At 27.6% G+C, this 19,520-nt stretch carries 16 protein-coding genes; 9 read left to right on the top strand and 7 right to left on the bottom strand.

The features are described 5' to 3' along the window. Genes KMP69_RS01650 through KMP69_RS01630 form a run of 5 tightly spaced genes read left to right on the top strand, consistent with a single transcriptional unit; the run spans nt 1 to nt 4,109 of the window. Nucleotides 1-1,017, top strand: a complete 1,017-nt coding sequence (locus KMP69_RS01650) for an A24 family peptidase C-terminal domain-containing protein (protein ID WP_214400238.1) — start codon at nt 1-3, stop codon at nt 1,015-1,017. An 11-nt stretch (nt 1,018-1,028) separates the two neighbouring features. Continuing rightward, nucleotides 1,029-1,415 carry a class III signal peptide-containing protein gene (locus tag KMP69_RS01645; protein WP_250543612.1) on the top strand — a complete coding sequence of 129 codons (387 nt, stop codon included), beginning with the start codon at nt 1,029-1,031 and terminating at the stop codon, nt 1,413-1,415. Nucleotides 1,416-1,457: 42 nt separating this feature from the next. Beyond that, complete coding sequence (locus KMP69_RS01640) at nt 1,458-2,714, top strand: DUF515 domain-containing protein (protein WP_214400236.1); 1,257 nt, start codon at nt 1,458-1,460, stop codon at nt 2,712-2,714. 13 nt (nt 2,715-2,727) lie between these two features. Beyond that, nucleotides 2,728-3,657, top strand: coding sequence for a hypothetical protein (locus KMP69_RS01635; protein WP_214400235.1), 930 nt, complete (start codon nt 2,728-2,730; stop codon nt 3,655-3,657). Nucleotides 3,658-3,695: 38 nt separating this feature from the next. Further along, the gene (locus KMP69_RS01630) at nt 3,696-4,109 is read left to right on the top strand and encodes a class III signal peptide-containing protein (protein WP_214400234.1); all 414 of its coding nucleotides are present in this window, start codon (nt 3,696-3,698) and stop codon (nt 4,107-4,109) included. Nucleotides 4,110-4,286: 177 nt separating this feature from the next. Here the strand turns inward: KMP69_RS01630 and nrdD are convergent, their stop codons facing one another. Further along, nucleotides 4,287-7,934 carry an anaerobic ribonucleoside-triphosphate reductase gene (gene nrdD / locus KMP69_RS01625; RefSeq protein ID WP_214400233.1) on the bottom strand — a complete coding sequence of 1,216 codons (3,648 nt, stop codon included), beginning with the start codon at nt 7,932-7,934 and terminating at the stop codon, nt 4,287-4,289. Nucleotides 7,935-8,199: 265 nt separating this feature from the next. After that, nucleotides 8,200-9,498, bottom strand: a complete 1,299-nt coding sequence (locus KMP69_RS01620; protein WP_214400232.1) for a DHH family phosphoesterase — start codon at nt 9,496-9,498, stop codon at nt 8,200-8,202. 124 nt (nt 9,499-9,622) lie between these two features. Here KMP69_RS01620 and larE point away from each other — a divergent pair, with 124 nt between their 5' ends. Further along, on the top strand, nt 9,623-10,381 hold the full coding sequence (gene larE / locus KMP69_RS01615) for an ATP-dependent sacrificial sulfur transferase LarE (RefSeq protein WP_214400231.1): 759 nt from the start codon (nt 9,623-9,625) through the stop codon (nt 10,379-10,381). Here larE and prf1 read toward each other — a convergent pair. From prf1 to KMP69_RS01600, 3 genes are all read right to left on the bottom strand, one after another. Next, nucleotides 10,375-11,640: a peptide chain release factor aRF-1 gene (gene prf1, locus KMP69_RS01610; RefSeq protein WP_250543611.1), complete on the bottom strand. Its 1,266-nt coding sequence runs from the start codon at nt 11,638-11,640 to the stop codon at nt 10,375-10,377. The genes larE and prf1 overlap by 7 nt on opposite strands. Before the next feature lie 194 nt (nt 11,641-11,834). Beyond that, on the bottom strand, nt 11,835-12,650 hold the full coding sequence (locus KMP69_RS01605) for an SPFH domain-containing protein (RefSeq protein ID WP_214400229.1): 816 nt from the start codon (nt 12,648-12,650) through the stop codon (nt 11,835-11,837). A gap of 12 nt (nt 12,651-12,662) precedes the next feature. Continuing rightward, nucleotides 12,663-13,073 carry an NfeD family protein gene (locus tag KMP69_RS01600; RefSeq protein WP_214400228.1) on the bottom strand — a complete coding sequence of 137 codons (411 nt, stop codon included), beginning with the start codon at nt 13,071-13,073 and terminating at the stop codon, nt 12,663-12,665. A gap of 124 nt (nt 13,074-13,197) precedes the next feature. On the opposite strand from KMP69_RS01600, the gene KMP69_RS01595 reads away from it, so the two are divergent. Continuing rightward, entirely contained in the window at nt 13,198-13,893 is a 696-nt protein-coding gene (locus KMP69_RS01595; RefSeq protein ID WP_214400227.1) for a peptidylprolyl isomerase, read from the top strand. Nucleotides 13,894-14,044: 151 nt separating this feature from the next. Beyond that, the gene (gene moaA / locus KMP69_RS01590; RefSeq protein ID WP_214400226.1) at nt 14,045-14,968 is read left to right on the top strand and encodes a GTP 3',8-cyclase MoaA; all 924 of its coding nucleotides are present in this window, start codon (nt 14,045-14,047) and stop codon (nt 14,966-14,968) included. Between the two features lie 3 nt (nt 14,969-14,971). Here moaA and KMP69_RS01585 read toward each other — a convergent pair whose 3' ends face one another. Then, nucleotides 14,972-15,745, bottom strand: a complete 774-nt coding sequence (locus tag KMP69_RS01585) for an ATP-binding protein (protein ID WP_214400225.1) — start codon at nt 15,743-15,745, stop codon at nt 14,972-14,974. Nucleotides 15,746-16,052: 307 nt separating this feature from the next. On the opposite strand from KMP69_RS01585, the gene KMP69_RS01580 reads away from it, so the two are divergent. Then, on the top strand, nt 16,053-17,735 hold the full coding sequence (locus tag KMP69_RS01580; protein WP_214400224.1) for an S-layer protein: 1,683 nt from the start codon (nt 16,053-16,055) through the stop codon (nt 17,733-17,735). A 66-nt stretch (nt 17,736-17,801) separates the two neighbouring features. Here the strand turns inward: KMP69_RS01580 and gltX are convergent, their stop codons facing one another. After that, nucleotides 17,802-19,460 carry a glutamate--tRNA ligase gene (gene gltX, locus KMP69_RS01575; RefSeq protein WP_214400718.1) on the bottom strand — a complete coding sequence of 553 codons (1,659 nt, stop codon included), beginning with the start codon at nt 19,458-19,460 and terminating at the stop codon, nt 17,802-17,804. Between the last annotated feature and the right edge of the window lie 60 nt (nt 19,461-19,520).

The raw sequence follows: 19,520 nt of genomic DNA, 5'->3' as shown, positions 1-19,520 counted from the left end.
GTGGATATTTTAAGCATTACATATATTATAAACTTTTTATTACTCATTTTGGCATCTATTACTGATATAAAAGAAAGAATAATTCCACATAAATATACGATTGCTATGTTTTTAATTAATATAGTTGTTGGTTATTACTATTTTGGATTTGATGCTATAATAGCACTATTTTCAACATTTATATTATGTTTAATATTAAGTATAGGGATGGGTGGAGGAGATGTTAAAGTATTTACTGCCTTAGCCCCTATTTTTGCATATCCAAATTCTTTTGTATTTTATATTCCTAAATATATCCTTTATATGATTGGAATTAGTATGTTTATTGCCGCAATTTTTCCAATGTTTAAAATTTTAGTGAGATATTGGAAAGATATAATTCCATCAGCATTATATTTAGCAATGATTTTAGGAATTATTCACTATATTGTTTATTTATATAAAATACCATATGTCTCTGTGATAATATGGGCTTATATTATTGTATCTATATACATTTCAAGAAAAGTTCCTAAATATAAAGAATATTCTAAAAAATTAGGATACCTATTTCCAATATATCTTTTAGTTTTATATATAATTGACCCGATATATTTTATTAAAAATAATCTATTGTTATCTTCAATAATATATATAGGAGAAATCCTATTAATATCTATTGTAATTTATGCATTGGTTGGTATAGAAATTACTAACAAAAAAAGTATTGATGAATTAAAAGAGGGAGATATTTTAAGAGACATAATAGTTATAGATGGTGACAAGGTTGAAGTAAAAAACTTAAATATTATAAAAAGAATAAAATTCTTAATAGAAAATGAAATTAAAAAGAGTAACAAAAAAATAATAGCAACAGATGGAGAAGGTTTATCAGAAGAAGATATAAAAATAATAAAAAAACTCTACAATGAAGGGAAACTTCCTGAGGAATTAAATATTATAAAAACTTATCCCTTCATTCCGTTTGTTATTATTGCTTATACAATAACCTTAATATTGGTTTATCTAAAATTTTAATGATGATACCTATGTTGATAAAATTAAATAAAGGTCAAATAACTCTGGAATTTTCAATACTGTTCCTTGCAATATTAATAATGTCCTTAGTGACAATTAATAATTTTATATCTAAAAATGTATCAAAAGATGATTTAATTATTAACCAAATTGACATTGCGGCGAAATCTGCTGTTATATTAATAAACTCAAATTATAAAGGACTACATCTTAACACTACCTTAATTTATGGAGGCATTTCTTGGTCAGAAAATAAAAAAGATATTTACATATACATATCACCGAAAGATCTCGTATCAAATGATACAAAAAACTTTATTATTGAGTATGTAAAAAATTATGTTTATAATACAACAAAAATAAATATTAGTGATTACAATATAACTATAAATCCTTAAAAGATTAAATAAAAAATTAAAATTATTAAATTTGGTGATTATATGGTGGATATTTCTAAAATTAGAAAATTAAAGGAAAAAAGTAAAGGACGAAAACCAAGACCAAATTTTATGCCAATTATTGTAATTATTATAGTTATATCTATTGTAGCTCTTTTAGTGATAACTGTTCCTCCAATTATTAAATCTATGCAAGAGGAAAAAATTTTATCACAACAAAGTTTAGAAAATGCAAAAAAAAATGCTATCAATAACATAAATATACTTTTTTCTGAATATCCCTCAGATCCTATGAAAGCATATTTTATCACTAAAATAAATACAGCAAAAAATCAAGATGACATTAATAAAATTATAGATGAGGCTCAAAGATACATAAAACTTAAAGAGTATAAAGAAAATCTAAAAAATCAGATAAAAAATATTTATGGTAATTATGTATCAGAGAGTCCTTTAGCTCAAAAAGTAATGTCTGAAATAGATTTAGCAAAAAGTATTGACGAAGCTGGAAACATATATTTAGCAAATTTAGAAAAACTAAAAGAGGATGCAAAACAATATTACATATCTAAATATAGAAATGAAGTGGTTAATTCAAAGTATGTTAGAGTTGTGATAGACGATAGAGAATATTTATATACTACAGATAATTTTTTAAAAGCGTTAAATAATTATGACTTAGAAACTCTAAAAAACCTAAAACTTTATAAAGTAACTATGTGTGAAGCTACACTACCCGTTTTGGCATCATATTGTGGAAATCTTCCAAAACCTGGAGATAAAATAATAATCTATGAATTTGTTAATTTTAGTAAAAAAAATATCATAAAGTTAAAAGATGAAAAAAAATTATTTGACTATTATAAATGGTATAATATACCTAAAAATGAAACAATTAATAAGGGATCTTTACCTATTCCCATATCTGAAGCTATTGTAAAAGATGTTTATGTTATATTTCCTTTAGATACTGTAAGTTATTCAGAGTCTAAATCTTCAAAAGTTACTATATCACAAGACGACGATACTACCTCAGCATCAAAAGATGTGAATATTAACTATCAACTTACAGGAATAAGCAATATATTACATGCAGCTGTAATGGGTAAAATTGATTATAATACTTTGAGATACAAATTAAGAGATTATGGATATAGATTAAACAAATTAGAAGAAGATACTCAAATATTTGATCCTAATGTAGTTTATTTACTTGTTGTTGAAATTCCATCAGATAGAGCTCCAGAAATCATTGGTTTAGATTTAGATAAAACTGCTATTGTAAAAATAAAAGAATAACGGTGAAGTTTTCATGAAAATAAGAAATTTCCTTCTTTTAATATTTTTGTTTTTTATATTTCAAGTTTCTTATGCTCAAAATGAGACAACAAATACAACAACTATGTCTGAATCTATTGGAACAATTTCCTTATCCTATTCTATAGTTGGAGAAGTTACTAATTTAAATCCATACAGTGTATTTGTTGCAATTCCTGATGAATATATAGAAATTGAAGATGTTGAAACATTGCCTATTCCATCAAGTGGAATAATTCCCTCAACAATAGATTGTCCAGATACTACCTCATTCCAAATATTAAAACCTAAATATTTGTGTATATTTAATAAGAAAATTGGATTTTGGCTCCCTCCATATACCACAGCAAAAATAAAACTTTCAGTATATGATTACAATATGACAATCAATATAAATGCTCCAACAGAGAATAATTTCAGAGTAATAGGTCCAGCAGTTGTTAATTCTTATAAAGTTATAAGTATTAAAGATTTGTTTCCAAATGCCAAAAAAGAACATATTAAGTTGGAAAACTTTAAACTATATGTTAATGGTTATTTGGAAATATATAAAGATTATTCAAATGAAAATATAACAAGTTCCGGTGATTCTATTATATTACCTTTACCATTAGCATTTAAAGATTATAAAAATATTAATATAATTGATGATAATGGAATTTGGATAAATTATTATGATTGGTATCATAACTTTATAAATATAAAGAATTCTTATATAAATAATGAACTTAATGATTACAATAGTGACTTTGATCCTACTTTAACTGATGATGACTTAATAGATAGTAATTTAAATATGGAAAATAAATACTTCCCAGCAATGGCTTTTACTGTAAGTGATAGCTCTGGAAAAATTAGATTCTATTATATTATTGAATGGAAAAATAACAATGATATGAATATAGAACTTCCAGATTTTATCTAATATTTTAGCTATTTTAAAATTTTTATTAGGTGTTTATAATGAGAGGACAAATATCCTTGGAATTCTCTCTATTATTTTTAGGAATGTTAGTTGTTATTTTAATTGCTACGATACATCCAGGAATTTTTGGTTTGCATAAAACTGTTGAAATTTCATCAATGAGTTTGGCTCATGCGGCAGTATCTAAAATGAAGCAAAATATTGAATTGGTCTCTTCTGGAGATGTAGGAACTATAAGAATTGTATATGTAAAATGCCCTCCGGGATCGTGGAGAGCTAATAATACTATTTTATATTTTAATCGTAGTGGAGATATTAATTATAATATTACAGCATACTGTGATGTAAATATAAGTCTAAATGGGAATACAACTATTACTAAATCAGAAATTATAGCAGTTAAAATTGTAAAAATTGTCCAAAATAAAGTAAATGTTACTATATATTCATAAAGAAGACATAATATTCCAATTTTTTCAATTAAATTTATATCTTTCTCTCTATATGATTATTTAAAGGAGTTTCAATGACTTCTATATAACTGTTTGTAGCTTTTAAAAATTTTAATTCTTTTCTCTTTTTAATATAGATAATAATCTCCAAAAAATATAATGAGTTACAAAGTCTTACTATTTTTTGCCTTCAAATATCTTTACCATCCTTCTATCTTCTAATTCTTTCTGTTTTGCCCTATTCCAGTTTGAAATATTTTGTAAATAACCAGTTATTCTGCTAAATTTAGCTATATCCTCAGAACCACAGTTCATACATTTATCTAATAATCCTCCAGCACTTATTCCACATTTATTACAAACACTTAGATTTTTTGTATATGTCCAGAAGCCAATATCTGTTTTAGTTATCTTTTTTGTTATACTCATCAATACATCAGGATCTGCGGCTCTTTCTATATTCCATATATGCATAATATGTCCTCCATTACACAATGGATGGAATCTTTCCTCAATTCTTACCTTTTCTCCGAATGTTATTGGAGCATCAACTCTAACATGTGAGGAGTTTGTATAATACAAAGTTTCTGGGTCTTTTAAATCTCCCCTAACAACACTTATTGTTTCTTCTTTATAGTATTTATAATCCAATCTTGCAAACCTTCCAGCGGTGGATTCAGCAGGAGTTTGAGTAACTGTCCATCTTAATCCAGTTTCTTCTTTTAATTTATCTGCATATTCTTTAATGTATCTAATAACTTTTTCTCCAAACTTCACAGCTTCCTTAGATTCATGTAACTCTTCTCCAATATGGTATTTAAGCATCTCATTTAATCCTACGAATCCAAAGGTTTTTGTCGTATTTTCATATCTATAGTATGGCTCTCCATTAAAGTCTTGAGTCAAGAATGGCATTAATTTATCAATATATAACCTTTCCTTTGTTACTTCATGTTTTATTAATAAAGCCTCTTTTAATAGCTCTAATCTTTCATTCAAAATTTCAAATAATTTATCATCATCTCCATTAGCTTCATAAGCAATTCTTGGTAAATTTAGAGAGTACCACTGCATATTTCCTGTTCTTAATGTATCTATCTCAGCATCTCCTGTCCAATTTCCACTTAATCTTGTTCTACAACCCATTGCATTTGTATTTATTTCTTGCCAGTCTGGGAACATATTTATAAAGTAAGGAATTCCGAATTTGGCAGATAATTGATGAATTTTATACATAAGTTCTCTATTCTCATCTTTAAAGGCATTTTCTCTTAATTTAATTATAAAGTTTGGGAATAAGAAAGGTTTTCCCATTGCATCTCCTTCCATCATTACCTCAACTAACGCCTCTAAGATTAACTTTGCCTCATCTTCATAGTCTCCATAAGTACCTCTTGTAGTTCCTGCTATTACAGCAGGTTTATCTTTTAGGAAGTCAGGAATTTCCAATTCTAAGTTAATAGAGCTAAATATTGTATTATGACATAAGATTCCAGTAGCAGTTATAAAGTTCTCATTTTCTTCAACACTCAAATCATATACATAGCCATTATAGTCAATCTCTTTAATTTCTTTTATTTCAAATGGAATATTTAGCTTGAATTTATTTATTTCTTCTTTTAAATATGGATTTAGTTGTTCAATTCTTTTTAGAGTGTTTAATTTTAATTTTCTATTGTTATATGGCTTTTTGCCTGTTATTTTTCTTAGATATTCTTTTATTATACTATAATCATAAGGTAATTGGTCGTAGTTAGATGATTTTATTCTATCCTTCTTATATTTTGGAATTATATATTCTCTCAAAACACTTGTATATCTCTTGGTAATTTCAATTTCATAAAGTTTGTAATTTTGTTTAGTATTATATCCATTTATATTAATATTTTCTCCTTCTTCCTTAATTTTGGATATTGTATATAACATTTCTAAACTGGACAACAATAAATGCAATTGACCCAATAGTTGTTCAGATGTTATATATATCTTTATTCTTCCATCTTTACTAACATATCCATCTCCACTAATCAAACCTCCTAAGAATGCCAATCTCATCTCTTTGTCTCCTTTTAATATAAACTCAGGAATGTTTTTGTTTATTGCCCCTCTATTTATATGTTTCTTTAAGAACTCATAAAATCCTTTATTTACAAACCTTATTGAATCGTCATATCTTTTAACTGTAATATTTTCATTTATATTTCCTTTTACAAATTTTTCAACAAATTTGGCGATTTCATCATCTTTTGTAGTTATTAAAATACCATTTTTAATGTAACTTCCTTCAGCAACAAATAACCCTATAAATTGGCAAAGTTCTTTAGTTATTTTTAATTTCTCTGGAATATCATTCTGTCTGCTGTTGTATTTTGAATCCGTTCTTTTATAGTTAGTTTCTATATAATCTCCAATTTTATATTCAGTATTGTATGGATTATCGAAATTTCTAATAATATGTTTCATTTCCAATGGCTTAACACAGATTAAGTTTCCATTTTCATCATAGTTAAATAGAGAGTGGTCTTCAGTTACAGTTATTGACGTTCCATCTTTACCAATAACTTTATATAGTTTCCCTATAGGTTTGTGTCTTGATAGAGCATAAACTTTTTTAAATTCTGCCTTTCCTGTTTTTATATTCACAGATATTGTATAAATGTCAGCAATTCCATCCAAATAAAGGATTTCCGTATCACCATTCATCATTATTTTATCTTTGTGTTTTTCCATAAATTCATCAATTATTTCCCCTATTTTACAAACCTTTAATTTATCTCCTTCTTTTATGAAAATTAATTCATCTTTAGCAAGAGATTGTCCTCCTCTTGCCACATACATTTGGTTTAATTCATAAATAAACATCTGCATCAATTGTTTTATCTTTTCATAACTTAATCCTCTAACATATGGGGCTAACCAAACATTAAATTCGTCTATACTTTGACCACCACTCATATTTGTCTGTGCTGCCATCATAACCTTTGCCGCATGTTGAATAGCAACTTCAGGATGCTTTGCAGGCCTTGAAACACTTGTATGTAATCCTGTTCCATCTACTTTTAATCCATACATAAAAAATGGTCTTAAATCGTGTTGTAGGCAAACAGGTCTTGTAGCGGCATACTCTAAATCGTGTAAATGAATATCCCCCTTTATATGGGCATCGGCAATATGCTTTGGAAATATTGCCAACAGTGCATACTGTTTCATAGTTTCGTCAGCAACCCATTTGTGAATAGATTCAGGATTATACATTAAGTTGGCGTTTTCTCTACTACCTTGCTTAATTAGTTTAGTGATATCATATACAGGTAGTCCTAATCTTGTATGCTTATGTCTTAAATCTTCATATCCATACTCTATTAATTTGTAATTAACAATTTCTCTAATCATTGGAGCAGTTAAGTATTTAACATTTAACTTTTTTAATTCTCTTTCAACTTCATCAGCTATTTTTTCTGCAGTTTCTTTATCTGCTCCTGCTTCTCTAATTAATGCTTTAACTATCTTCTCTTTATTGAATGGCTCAAATTCTTTTTCTGAAGTTCTAACTTTTAAAATAATTCCTTTTTTATAGTTATCAGCTACATCTTTATCAATCTTTTTTAAAACATTATAAACAATATCTTTTATCTCATCAGTAGTGATTCCATTGTAAATTTTAGAGCAAACCTCAGCTAAAACTCTATCTAAATCTCCATAATTTACCCCACTGTTTATTAAGGATTTTGCCAATTTATTTATGTTAAAATTTTCCTTTTTTTTGTTTCTTTTTATTACAGTCATGTTTGTAACTTTTTCATTAATGTCTTTAATACTTATCATATAACCACCTAAAAAATATATTATTAATATAAATTAATTTATCAATATATTAATGATATTCAAGAACAGTATGTAATATTTCACTATCATCATTAATAAAGATAACGGAAGTATTTCAGAGATTTATTTAAATAGGGTGTAACGATTTCTTAAAAGAGTATATAAAGGTATAAAAATCCTTTATTAAATTAAAGAACAATTTATATTAATTTATTAGATTAACGATATGTGATTATATGATTATATAGTTCCAAAATTTAATGATTTATTTTTTTAGTTGCTCTCCTATAATCTCATCTACCCTATTTAAGAAATCTTTAACTTTATCTTTTGGAACAACTGCCCCAGAGGCAACATTATGCCCTCCCCCAGTGCCTCCAAACTCTTTAGCCACAGCCATAGCAATACTTAAATCTAAACCTCTCTCAACTAACTCTCTATTACCTCTTGCTGAAAACTTAGCTAAATCACCCTCAATATGATACCCTATTACTGGCTTATCATCAACCAATATTGAGGCAATAATTCCAATCATCCCTTTTTTACCTTCAAAATAATAAATATTATTTAATTTCTTTAGTTTGACATTTTTTAACTCATTAACTAAGTTCTTTTTATATTCCCAAAGAATTTCATATCCTTTTTTTATACATTCATCATCTTCTAAGCAAATTCCTATACCTATAGCAAATAAACCACTTCTACCTACGGCATTTAACATTTCAGACAATAGCATAGCGTCATTAACTTTATGATTTATTAAATATCTGTCAATTATCAAATTTTCAATTTTTGGATACTTAAATATTATTGCAGATAGAAACTTTTTTCTATCAGAATCGTCAAATCTTTTTTTATTTGGATCTATACCTATATCTTTTAAGAATTTAAATGCTTTTACTTCAGAGGCTAACTCTGGAATATAAGGTTTAGTGCAGTATGCTATAGATTTATGTATCTCGACATCATAAATATTATAAATTAAGTCACTCACAATCTTAACATATCTATGCTCTCTTGCCTCATTTACTATAAACTTGTTTAATCCTAACAATGGACGATACTGCATATCTCCAATAATTCCTACAATTGCTAAACTACTCAAATCATAATATCCAAATTCTCTTGCTACTAAATAGCAAACTCCACTTGCAGTTAATTCTTTAGAGCCATCAACTCCAAAAATATGTGGATTTAGTTGAATGATATTTTCATTTACAAAACTTTCTTTAATTATTGGAGGGTGATGATCTAATATTATTGCATTAAAGTTATTCTCTATAATATTATCTATCTGCCCACTTCCCATATCTGCAAATATAAATAGAGGCTTATTTACTTCATTTTCTTTTGCTAATTTTTGAATAACATTATCCGACAAATGTTCTACAACAGTTAAATGAAACAATTTATTGGATCTCATCAACATCTTGGCTAAAATTCCTCCACTACTCAATCCATCAGGGTCATGATGAGTTATAACTCTAATATATCCATTATGATTAAGAATTTTTTCTTTAATTGATTTAGTAACATTTTCCATTTCTTTAATTTTTTCTATCATCGTACTCTCCCCACAAGTTTTTATGATTTTAAAATTAAGTTACATGTATATTTAAACATTTCTATAGTAATATATAAAAGTAATTACCATATAAACATTACTATACTATATGAATATGAAATAGGTGAATTTTTTGGAAAAATTAAATTTATTAAAAAATAATCTTAGAGAATTATTTAAAAACAAAAAAGTTATCGTTGCATATTCTGGAGGAATTGATAGCTTACTTTTATCAATTTTATTAAATAACATTACAGAAATATTGTGTATTTTTATAAAAACTCCATATATTTCAAAGTGGGCTTTAAATAATGCCATTATTAATGCAAAAAAGTATAACTTAAATCTAAAAATTGTTGAAGTAGATAAAATTATAGAAAATGTTCCAGAAAGATGTTATTTATGCAAAAAAATGTTTTTTGAAATTTTAAATAAGGAGAAAGAATATTATAGTTATGATATTATAGTTGATGGAACGAACTACGATGATCTTTTTGATGATAGACCAGGATTAAAAGCTAAAAAAGAATTTAATATAATTTCACCATTATCTGATTTAAAAATTCGTAAAAAAGATATAATTGAAATAGCCAAGTATTTAAATATTAACCATCCTCCAAAAGAAACTTGTTTATTAACGAGATTTGAATTTAATAGAAAAATATCAATTGAAGATTTAAGAAAAATTGAGTGTTTAGAAGATTTTTTAAGAAATTATACTAATGGAGCAATTAGAGTTAGAGATTTTGGAGATTTAGCAATAATTGAAGTAGAAAAAGATTTTGATAAATTTATTGAAAATAAAGATAATATTGTTAAAAAATTTAAAGAATTTGGATATAAAAAAGTGTGTATAAATTTAGAGGAATATATGAGTTATTGATTAATCTTAAATCTCAATATTGCCGCTATTCCTTTAAATGCATTTAATATCATTGCCCCTTCTTCTGTTTCTGAAGATACAGTTACAAGTTTAGTTCCACTTTGCTCACATAGTTCTGAAAGATATTCAATATAATCTTTTTTCTCAACTATACTTAACGCTCCTCCACACTTAGGACATTGAGCATTTTTAAGATCTTCCTCTAATTTAATAAGTTCGAGATTTGTGACTGTCTTTTCTTCCATATAATCACAGTTATTACATGCAATTTTTACTTTATATTTTTCTAAGTCTTCTGAGACAATTAAAGTATCAACTGCACCCATCATCAATGCCTCTAAAACCTCTTTCTCTCCATAACAGGCAAGTCCTCCATCTTCTTTAATTAGTTCTTTTAAAAATCTTTGAACAGCCTCTCTCTCTTTCATTAATTCAACATCTTTAAGTAATGGGGCAGCTTTCTCTAAGAGTTCCCTTATTCCAAACTCTTCAGTATAACATAAATCAAAAGTATCTAAAACAATCTTTTTAAGTTCGTGATGCAAGTAATCTCCTTCAACGAACTCATTTTTAGTATGTCCTGGTCCTCCAACTAATATTCCTCTAAGTTTTTTCTCCTGTAATAATGGCAAAAATTGCTCATTGGCCTTTTGCCCAACTCTCTGTAAAAATTCGTGAGCCGCTAAATCGATAAGCCTCTCTAATCTTCTTGCAGACTGCCCTCCAGCCTTAAACTTTCCGGGAACTCCACTTGTTAATTTCTTTAAAATGTTTATGTTTCTTCCTTTAACTGTTGCAATTGTTGCTTCATTTCTATCTACTAATATAATTCCATAAACATCTTTATCTTCTAAAAATTCCTCTAATGGCTCTAAATAAAATTCTGAATCACACCTATATATGTATGTTTTTATTGGTTCTGGTGGCTCTATAACATAAGTTTCCATTTTTTCAGTTCCAGGACCACTTCTTGGAATCATTCCTGCAAATATAACAACTCCTTTTTCAAGAGGCTCTTTTAATAATTTTAATCTCTGCAAAATTGCCTCTATTGCTGATTGAACATTTTTTCTTGTACTTTTACTTTTAATGTTTGATGCTTGAGACATCTCTTCTCTCAGATGTTGAGCTACATCAGATATTCTTCTACCTGCTGGGATATATAAACTGATTAGTTCAGTACCTTTACCTTTCTTAGATTTTAATTCTTTTAACATTTTTTTAAACATATATAATTGTTTTGAATCTTTTGAAGCCATAAATATCACCATTGTTTGAATTTATTTAAAATGACTTGTATCTTTTTACTTTAAAGGTTGTATAAAGGTATCCACTTTAAATTTAATGTGTTTAGTGGTTAGAATAGCAAAATATAAAATCAATGAACTAAAATTTAAAAATATGAATTAATGTTTTAAAAAAGATATAATTTATATAATTTTACTAAAACTATTTATTCTTTTCCATTCTTAATGAAATTTTTGACAAGATTTAATACATTTTCAGATATAACATATTTAGTGTTATCTTTTAATACATTGTTTGCTACTTCCAAAGCTTTGTAAAGTTGAGCTTCATCTTTAAAGTAATTTCTTGCTGCTTCAGCGACTATTTGTATTGCTTTAGCTTGTCCTTCAGCTTCAATTCTTAAACTTTCAGCGATACCTTCTGCTCTTAATATTCTACTTTGTTTTTCACCTTCTGCCTCTAATATTGCAGCTCTTTTTAGTCTTTCTGCCTTCATTTGCTGAGCCATAGCATTTTTAATATCTTCTGGAGGATCTATTTCTTTAACTTCAACTTTTTCAATTTTTACACCCCAAGCATCAGTTTCTCTATCTAAAATTTCTAATAACTTGGAGTTTATATATTCTCTTTTATTTAATACTTCATCTAATTCCATACTACCTATTATAGCCCTTAATGTAGTTTGTGCCAAATTTATTATTGCGTATTCGTAATCTTCCACTTCTAAGATAGCTCGCTCTACGTCTACTACTCTATAATAAACTACTGCATCTACTTTTACGACTGCGTTATCCTTTGTAATCATCTCTTGGGGGGGAATATCAGTAACTCTGGTTCTCATATCAACCTTAACAGGCACATCTAAGAATGGAATTACTATATTAATCCCAGGTTTTAGTTTTCCAATAACCCTACCTAATCTAAAAATTAACCCACCTTCATATTGATTAACGACAATTACTGACTTAACAACTATAAATAATAGTATAAGTCCTAATATTAACCAAAACCAGAATTCCATAATAATCTACCTCTATGCTTTTTTAACGATTAGTGAGACTCCTTCAATTCCAACAATTTCAACTTTGTCCCCATTTTTTATTTTATCATCTGACTTTGCCAACCATTTTTGATTTTCTATTTCTACCCATCCATATCCATTTTCATCAAAATCTTCTACTGCTTTTCCAATTTTTCCCACAAATCTTTCAGCCCCAATTTTTATATCCTTTCCTACTCCATAAACAAATTTATTTAATAATATAATTGTTATAATTCCTGAAATTATTGCTGAAATAAATGCATACTGGGGAAGTATCAACAATACAACACCATATATTAATAAGGCTATTCCTAATGCAGGAAGATATAAGCCAGGAGTTACAGTCTCTAATGCCATTACAATAAAACCTACAAGTATGAAAAAATATCCTAAGCCCTCCATAGAACATCACATATGTTAATTGTTTATTATAATATTTAAAATTTTTTGTTCTTTGTCGTTATATTTATATATGGCTTATATTAAAAATTATGAAAACCTTTTAACTAACTAAAAGGTGAAATAAATGGTAGAAAAAGGAAAATTAGTTAAGGTTAGTTATGATGGATATGTTGAAGGAAAACTATTTGACACTACTAATGAGGAATTGGCTAAAAAAGAGGGAATTTATAATCCAGCAGTAGTTTATGGTCCTGTTGCTATTTTTGCTGGAGAAGGACAGATACTCCCTGGATTAGATGAAGTAATATTAGAAATGGATGTTGGTGAAGAAAGGGAAGTTGTTTTACCACCTGAAAAAGCATTTGGTAAAAGAGATCCATCAAAAATAAAATTAGTTCCTATATCTGAATTTAAGAAAAGAGGAATTCAGCCAATAAAAGGTTTAACTGTATATATAGACAATATACCAGGAAAAATTGTTAGTGTAAATAGTGGAAGAGTTTTAGTTGACTTTAATCATGAATTGGCAGGAAAAGAGGTAAAGTATAGAATAAAAATTGAAGAAGTAGTTGAAAATAAAGAAGACATAGTAAAAGAGATTGTAAAGATGTATGTTCCAAGATTAACAGATGTAAATGTTACTATTGAGAATGAAACTGTTAAAATTGAATTACCAGAATTTGCTCCTTTTATTCCAAACATTGAAAGATTTAAAATGGCTATAGCAAATGAGATATTAAAGAGATTAGAAGATGTAGATAAAGTAGCATTTATTGAAACTTTTGAAAGAAAAAAAGAAAATATGGAAAAAACTGAATAATTAATATTTGAATATTTAGTTTAATTTAAAATAGTTACGGTAGCTTTTTATAGATTAAATTTTTATAATTAAAATTGTCCTTCAATTTTAATTTTTCATTTTTGTTCAGTTTAATTTTATAATTTTAGTTATATCAATATAGTGGATAGTTATGAAAGATAGATATGGAAGGGAAATAAGGTCGTTTAGAATTTCAGTAACTAACAAGTGTAATTTGCAGTGCTTTTATTGTCATAAAGAAGGACATAATTTAGATAACAATAATAATAGATATATAAAACCAGAAGAGTTTGGAGTTATAGTAAAAACTTCAACAAAATTTGGAGTTAGAAAAGTTAAAATTTCTGGGGGAGAGCCATTAATAAGAAATGATATTTGTGAGATTATTGAAAATGTAAAGGATAAAAAAATAAAAGAGATTTCTTTAACAACTAATGGAATTTTCTTAGAAAAATATGCTGAAAAACTTAAAGATGCTGGATTAAATAGAGTTAATGTGAGTTTAGATACTTTAAATCCAAAATTATACAAAGAAATTACTAAGTTTGGTGATGTAGAAAAAGTTATAAATGGAATAAAAAAAGCAATAGATGTTGGATTAACACCGCTAAAAATTAATTTTTTAGCTATGACTTTAAACATTAAAAATTTACCCGATATTATGAAATTTTGTAGAAATATTGGGGCTATTTTACAAATTATTGAATTTATTCCTTTAAATGAAGAACTTAAAAAATATTACTATGACATTTCTACAATAGAAAATGAAATTAAAGAAAAATCTGACAAGGTTATAACAAGGAAATTTATGCATAATAGGAAAAAATACATTGTAGATAATTTAGAAATAGAGTTCGTAAGACCCATGGATAACAGTGAATTTTGTATGCATTGTACAAGGATTAGATTAACTCATGATGGCTACTTAAAGCCATGCCTATTGAGAGATGATAATTTAGTTGATGTTTTAACTCCTTTAAGAAATGGAGAAAATTTAGAACCATATTTTATTGAGTGCATAAATAGAAGAGAACCCTATTTTAAATTCAATAAATTAAAAAATAAAAATAAATAAAAGTTAAATATTTTTCTTCAACTCTAAAATACGATTAAATATTTTTTCTATTTCTTTTGTAGATTTAGAATCTAAATTAATTGGTTTTCCTAAAAACTCACCTTCAATAACATTTTCATCATAAGGAACAAATCCTAAAATCTCTAAACCAAGTTCTTTCTCAACAATATTTTTTAATAATTCTTTATCTTCATTCCTAACTTTATTGATAATAACTTTAATATTTTTTATTCCTAAATCATTAGCCAATTTTTTCATTCTTTTAGCAGTTATTAATGACTTTTTAGTTGGTTCAATAACAATTAGCATTAAATCTACATCTTCAATGGTTTTCCTTCCAAAATGTTCTATTCCAGCCTCCATATCTAATATAACTACTTCATCTCTTTTTACTATTAAATGCCTAAGTAATCTCCTCAACAAAACAGACGCAGGACATACACAACCCTCCCCTCCCTCCTCTATAGTTCCCATAACTAATATAGTGATATTTCCTATCTTATATCCAACTTTATCGATTAAATCATCCACTTTTGGATTTAATTTAAAAATACTTCCATAAGTTCCAGGCTTTGCCCCAGTTCTTTCTTCTATTATATCATGCCTTTTTGATAAGGGTATAAGGGTATCTTCAATTCCAAAAGATAATGCTAATGTAGGATTAGGGTCACAATCGACTCCAATAACTTTAAAACCTTTTTTTTCAAATAATCTCATTAAAGTTGAAGCAATAAATGTTTTTCCTACTCCACCTTTTCCAGTTATTGCTATCTTCATTTTTATCACAAATTTATTATTGTTTTTAGAACTATTTCTTACAAGTTTTTTTATAAATTTCTATTAAATATTCATATTTATCTATATAAATTTTTATTCTTTTTAAAAAGTTGCAAACATTTACAACCTTTTTATTTAACAATCTAAAAATAATTTTATAGTCAAAATAAAATATAAAAAGATAAACTAAATTTTAAAGTATGAAACAATCGTTATAACCGTTTCATATCGTAAGGTATATATATTAGTTCACCTAAAGTTATAATCCGTAAAGTAAAACAACTATAAAAAATTTAGGTGATAAGATATGGCAATGAGTTTAAAGAAAATAGGGGCAATTGCAGTTGGAGGAGCAATGGTAGCTACTGCATTAGCAAGTGGAGTAGCTGCAGATGTAAATGTTGTTGGTGGAGATATAAAAGATATAAAAGATATTGTAGTTAAGGATGGACAGCCAAACTGTTATGTTGTTGTTGGAGCTAACGCTCCATCAACAATGGATGTAGTTTCAGCAGCAGACATCGCTGCAAAAATAGGTTCATTATGCTACAAAGAGGGTACTGTCGAAGATGGTAGTGCTGACTTAAAGATTCACGCTGAAGCTAATTCAGATGATTACAACATACTAAAGTCAGGAAATAATATTCCTCAAAACAACTATACAGTATTTGTTGCTGCTTCAGATAGTGACTATTCCGATGACATTAATGAAACTCTTGCTGATGCAGGTAACCTTACCGTAAATATGTTAAACTTAAATGGTTTAGGAACCGATGTAAATAAAGTCGTTAGCTTGGGAGATGTTTCCACAATGTTAAAAATTGAAGATATTGACCCATCAGATTGGTATGGTAGTGATGATGACGCAGGAGAACTTGTTGCTGTAGCATTAAAGAATGATAGTACTGATGAATTAACTATAGAGAAAAAAAGTGCTATTTATATGTCATTAGCATACAAAGATGACGAAAGTAACTTTACTAATACTATCCCATTAGATAGAGGTATGAGAATACCATTTTTAGGTCAAGAACAGGCAGTAATTGACATTGACGCTGATGAGGACACTATATATCTTGGTACCCCAGTATATGATGGTGTTTTAAAAGAGGGAGATACATACAATGTAGGAAATGGTTATGAAGTTAAAGTAGATTCAGTATTAAAATCCACAAAAGAGGGAGAATACAAGGTAACTATTGACATATTAAAAGATGGAAAAGTTGTTGCTACAAAATCTGATACTATAACAAATACAACATCAATGAAGGTTATATATGGAGATAAGGTAGGTGTTGTAGTACACAGTGCTTGGATGGATATTGGAGAACATTATGGATATGCTGAATTATTAATTGCAAGAGATGTTAAAGAATTAGATCTTGGAAAAGAATACATACCTGATTGGAAAATTTATGCAGTTGTAAAAGGAAGTAATGGGCTTACATTAGAAAAGAGTATAAGTAATAATGACAATGTAACAGGTATTGCTTTAAGATATGAAGGAGATAAATTAGACAATTTAGATAGTGGAGATGAGCTAGATATTGCAGATTATGTAACATTCAAATTAGACGATAAAGACAAAAATGACAAGCTATATGCATACTTCTCAATGGATAAAAGTGTTGAAACTACTTTAAATATTGGAGAAACAGTATCAGCATTAAATGCAGATGTTAAATTAAAAGGTATTAAAGCATTAGCAGTTGAACCATGTGCATTAACCGCACCAATCGCAAAATTAGATACTGAAGTTAGCTTAGACACAGCAGACAAGAACTTAGTCTTAGTTGGAGGACCAGTTGCAAACAAATTAACAAAAGAACTCCAAGATAGTGGTAAGTTACCAGTTCCAATTAACAACACATCAGGACCAGTTATCGAAATTGTCAAAGGTGCAGCAAACGGATACGATGTTGTTGTAGTTGCTGGTGGAGACAGAGATAAGACAAGAGAAGCTGCAGAGTACTTAATTAAAAACCTCTAAATCCTTTAACTTTTCTTTTTTTATTTAATTTTTTAATATAAAAGGATGGGATTTAATAAATAATTTTTATCTGTGAGCATAACAACAAATAATTTCATCATCTTTTTTATCAACTCTAACAAATCCAAATCTTTCAAATTGAACAATATCATCTACATTAACTATTTTAAAATCTTTTTCAGCAAAGCCCTCTTTTATTTCACCAGTAGGCATTAAAACCTTAACTTTTAGACTATCTTTTATAGGAATCCAATGTATAATTTTAGCCTTATTTTTTCTTGCTATTTTGAAGTCATCTGAGTGATATTTTGCTTTAATTATATCATTAATTTTTTCAACGACTATATTGAAGAGTTCCATTAATCTATACATCTTACCCTCTTCAATCTCATCTCCAACTACATAAACTTCTCCATCAAATATTAGTTCTCTTTTACCAAACTCTGGTCTGTCAGGATGCATTCTAAGATTTAAAATTCTCTTTTTAGCATTTTCAATAACGAGTTTTTTAGGATTCCAAACGAAGAAAAATCTTCTTGCATCTTTATCAATTAATTCTTTATTTATTGCATATAAATTCTCCCACGAAAATTTAACATCTGCCTGCTTAATACCAATTCTTTTCATTATCTCATATATCGCCTCCGCTTTAATTCCTCTCCTTCTTAAAGCTCTTAAAGTTCCCAATCTAACATCATCCCATCCACTATAAAGCCCTTCTTTAATTCCTTTATAAATTGATGATGTGCTTAAAACTGTATCTTCTATTTTTAAAATTCCATAATGTATAAATTCTGGCATCTTCCAATTGAAGTATTTATATATATAAGATTGCTTTTCAGTATTTACAATATGATCCTTTCCTCTTAAAACATGTGTCATTCCTAACAAGTAATCATCAATAGGCACTGAGAAGTTCATTAATGGATAAACAACATATTTATCTTCAGTTCTTGGGTGAGGGGTCTTTTCAATTCTAAATATTGGAAAATCTCTAATTGATGGATTTTTATGCCTTATATCTGTTTTTAACCTAACAGCAACATTTTCTATTTTTCCATTAAGCATTTTTTCCCAAAGGTCTAAATTTTCCTCAACACTCCTCTCCCTACATTTACAAGGAATTCCTTTATTTCTCAATTTTCTAAATTCTTCTGGCTCACATTCACAAACATAGGCATATCCCATTTCTATTAATTTTTTTCCATATTCGTAATAAATTTCCATTCTGTCTGATTGTATTACAATTTCATCAACTTTAACTCCCAACCAATCCAAATCTTCCTTAATCATATCATAAGCTTCAGGTAAAACTCTTTTTGGATCAGTATCTTCTAATCTCAAAATTAATTTTCCTCCATACTTTTTGACAAAGTAATCGTTTAGAACTGCCGCTCTTGCGTGTCCTATGTGTAAAGGCCCAGAAGGATTTGGTGCAAATCTCATAACAACCTTATCTTTTACATTTGGTAACTCTAAGTCCTTCTCCTTCTTACCTTTTTCTTCAACATTTACTCCCAAATCCTTTAGCATTTTTTTCAGATCATCTATAGATAAATTTTCTATTTCTTTGACAACTTTTTCTACAACTTGTGAAACTTCCTTAGCTTTTTTTCTATATTCTGGATTTTCTGCCAAAAATCTACCCAAAACTGCCTTAGGATTAGCTTTACCATTGTGATCTATAGCGTTTTTTAATGCAATTGCTAAAATCTTTTTTTTCACATTTTCCATATTCATCACCATTAACTTTAAAAACCTTAACTGATTATTATGAAAAGGATA

The sequence above is a fragment of the Methanocaldococcus lauensis genome (genome assembly GCF_902827225.1).
In the GTDB taxonomy this organism is placed as follows: Archaea; AGJL01; Methanococci; order Methanococcales; family Methanocaldococcaceae; genus Methanocaldococcus; species Methanocaldococcus lauensis.
The sequence above is the reverse complement of the archived record's forward strand: the minus strand, read 5'-3'. Positions and strand labels throughout refer to the sequence as shown.

Coding starts and splice junctions, on each gene's coding strand:
- KMP69_RS01645 (WP_250543612.1), top strand. CDS start 1,029: ATGTTGATAAAATTAAATAAAGGTCAAATAACTCTGGAATTTTCAATA.
- KMP69_RS01640 (WP_214400236.1), top strand. CDS start 1,458: ATGGTGGATATTTCTAAAATTAGAAAATTAAAGGAAAAAAGTAAAGGA.
- KMP69_RS01635 (WP_214400235.1), top strand. CDS start 2,728: ATGAAAATAAGAAATTTCCTTCTTTTAATATTTTTGTTTTTTATATTT.
- KMP69_RS01630 (WP_214400234.1), top strand. CDS start 3,696: ATGAGAGGACAAATATCCTTGGAATTCTCTCTATTATTTTTAGGAATG.
- nrdD (WP_214400233.1), bottom strand. CDS start 7,934: ATGATAAGTATTAAAGACATTAATGAAAAAGTTACAAACATGACTGTA.
- KMP69_RS01620 (WP_214400232.1), bottom strand. CDS start 9,498: ATGATAGAAAAAATTAAAGAAATGGAAAATGTTACTAAATCAATTAAA.
- prf1 (WP_250543611.1), bottom strand. CDS start 11,640: ATGGCTTCAAAAGATTCAAAACAATTATATATGTTTAAAAAAATGTTA.
- KMP69_RS01605 (WP_214400229.1), bottom strand. CDS start 12,650: ATGGAATTCTGGTTTTGGTTAATATTAGGACTTATACTATTATTTATA.
- KMP69_RS01600 (WP_214400228.1), bottom strand. CDS start 13,073: ATGGAGGGCTTAGGATATTTTTTCATACTTGTAGGTTTTATTGTAATG.
- KMP69_RS01595 (WP_214400227.1), top strand. CDS start 13,198: ATGGTAGAAAAAGGAAAATTAGTTAAGGTTAGTTATGATGGATATGTT.
- moaA (WP_214400226.1), top strand. CDS start 14,045: ATGAAAGATAGATATGGAAGGGAAATAAGGTCGTTTAGAATTTCAGTA.
- KMP69_RS01585 (WP_214400225.1), bottom strand. CDS start 15,745: ATGAAGATAGCAATAACTGGAAAAGGTGGAGTAGGAAAAACATTTATT.
- KMP69_RS01580 (WP_214400224.1), top strand. CDS start 16,053: ATGGCAATGAGTTTAAAGAAAATAGGGGCAATTGCAGTTGGAGGAGCA.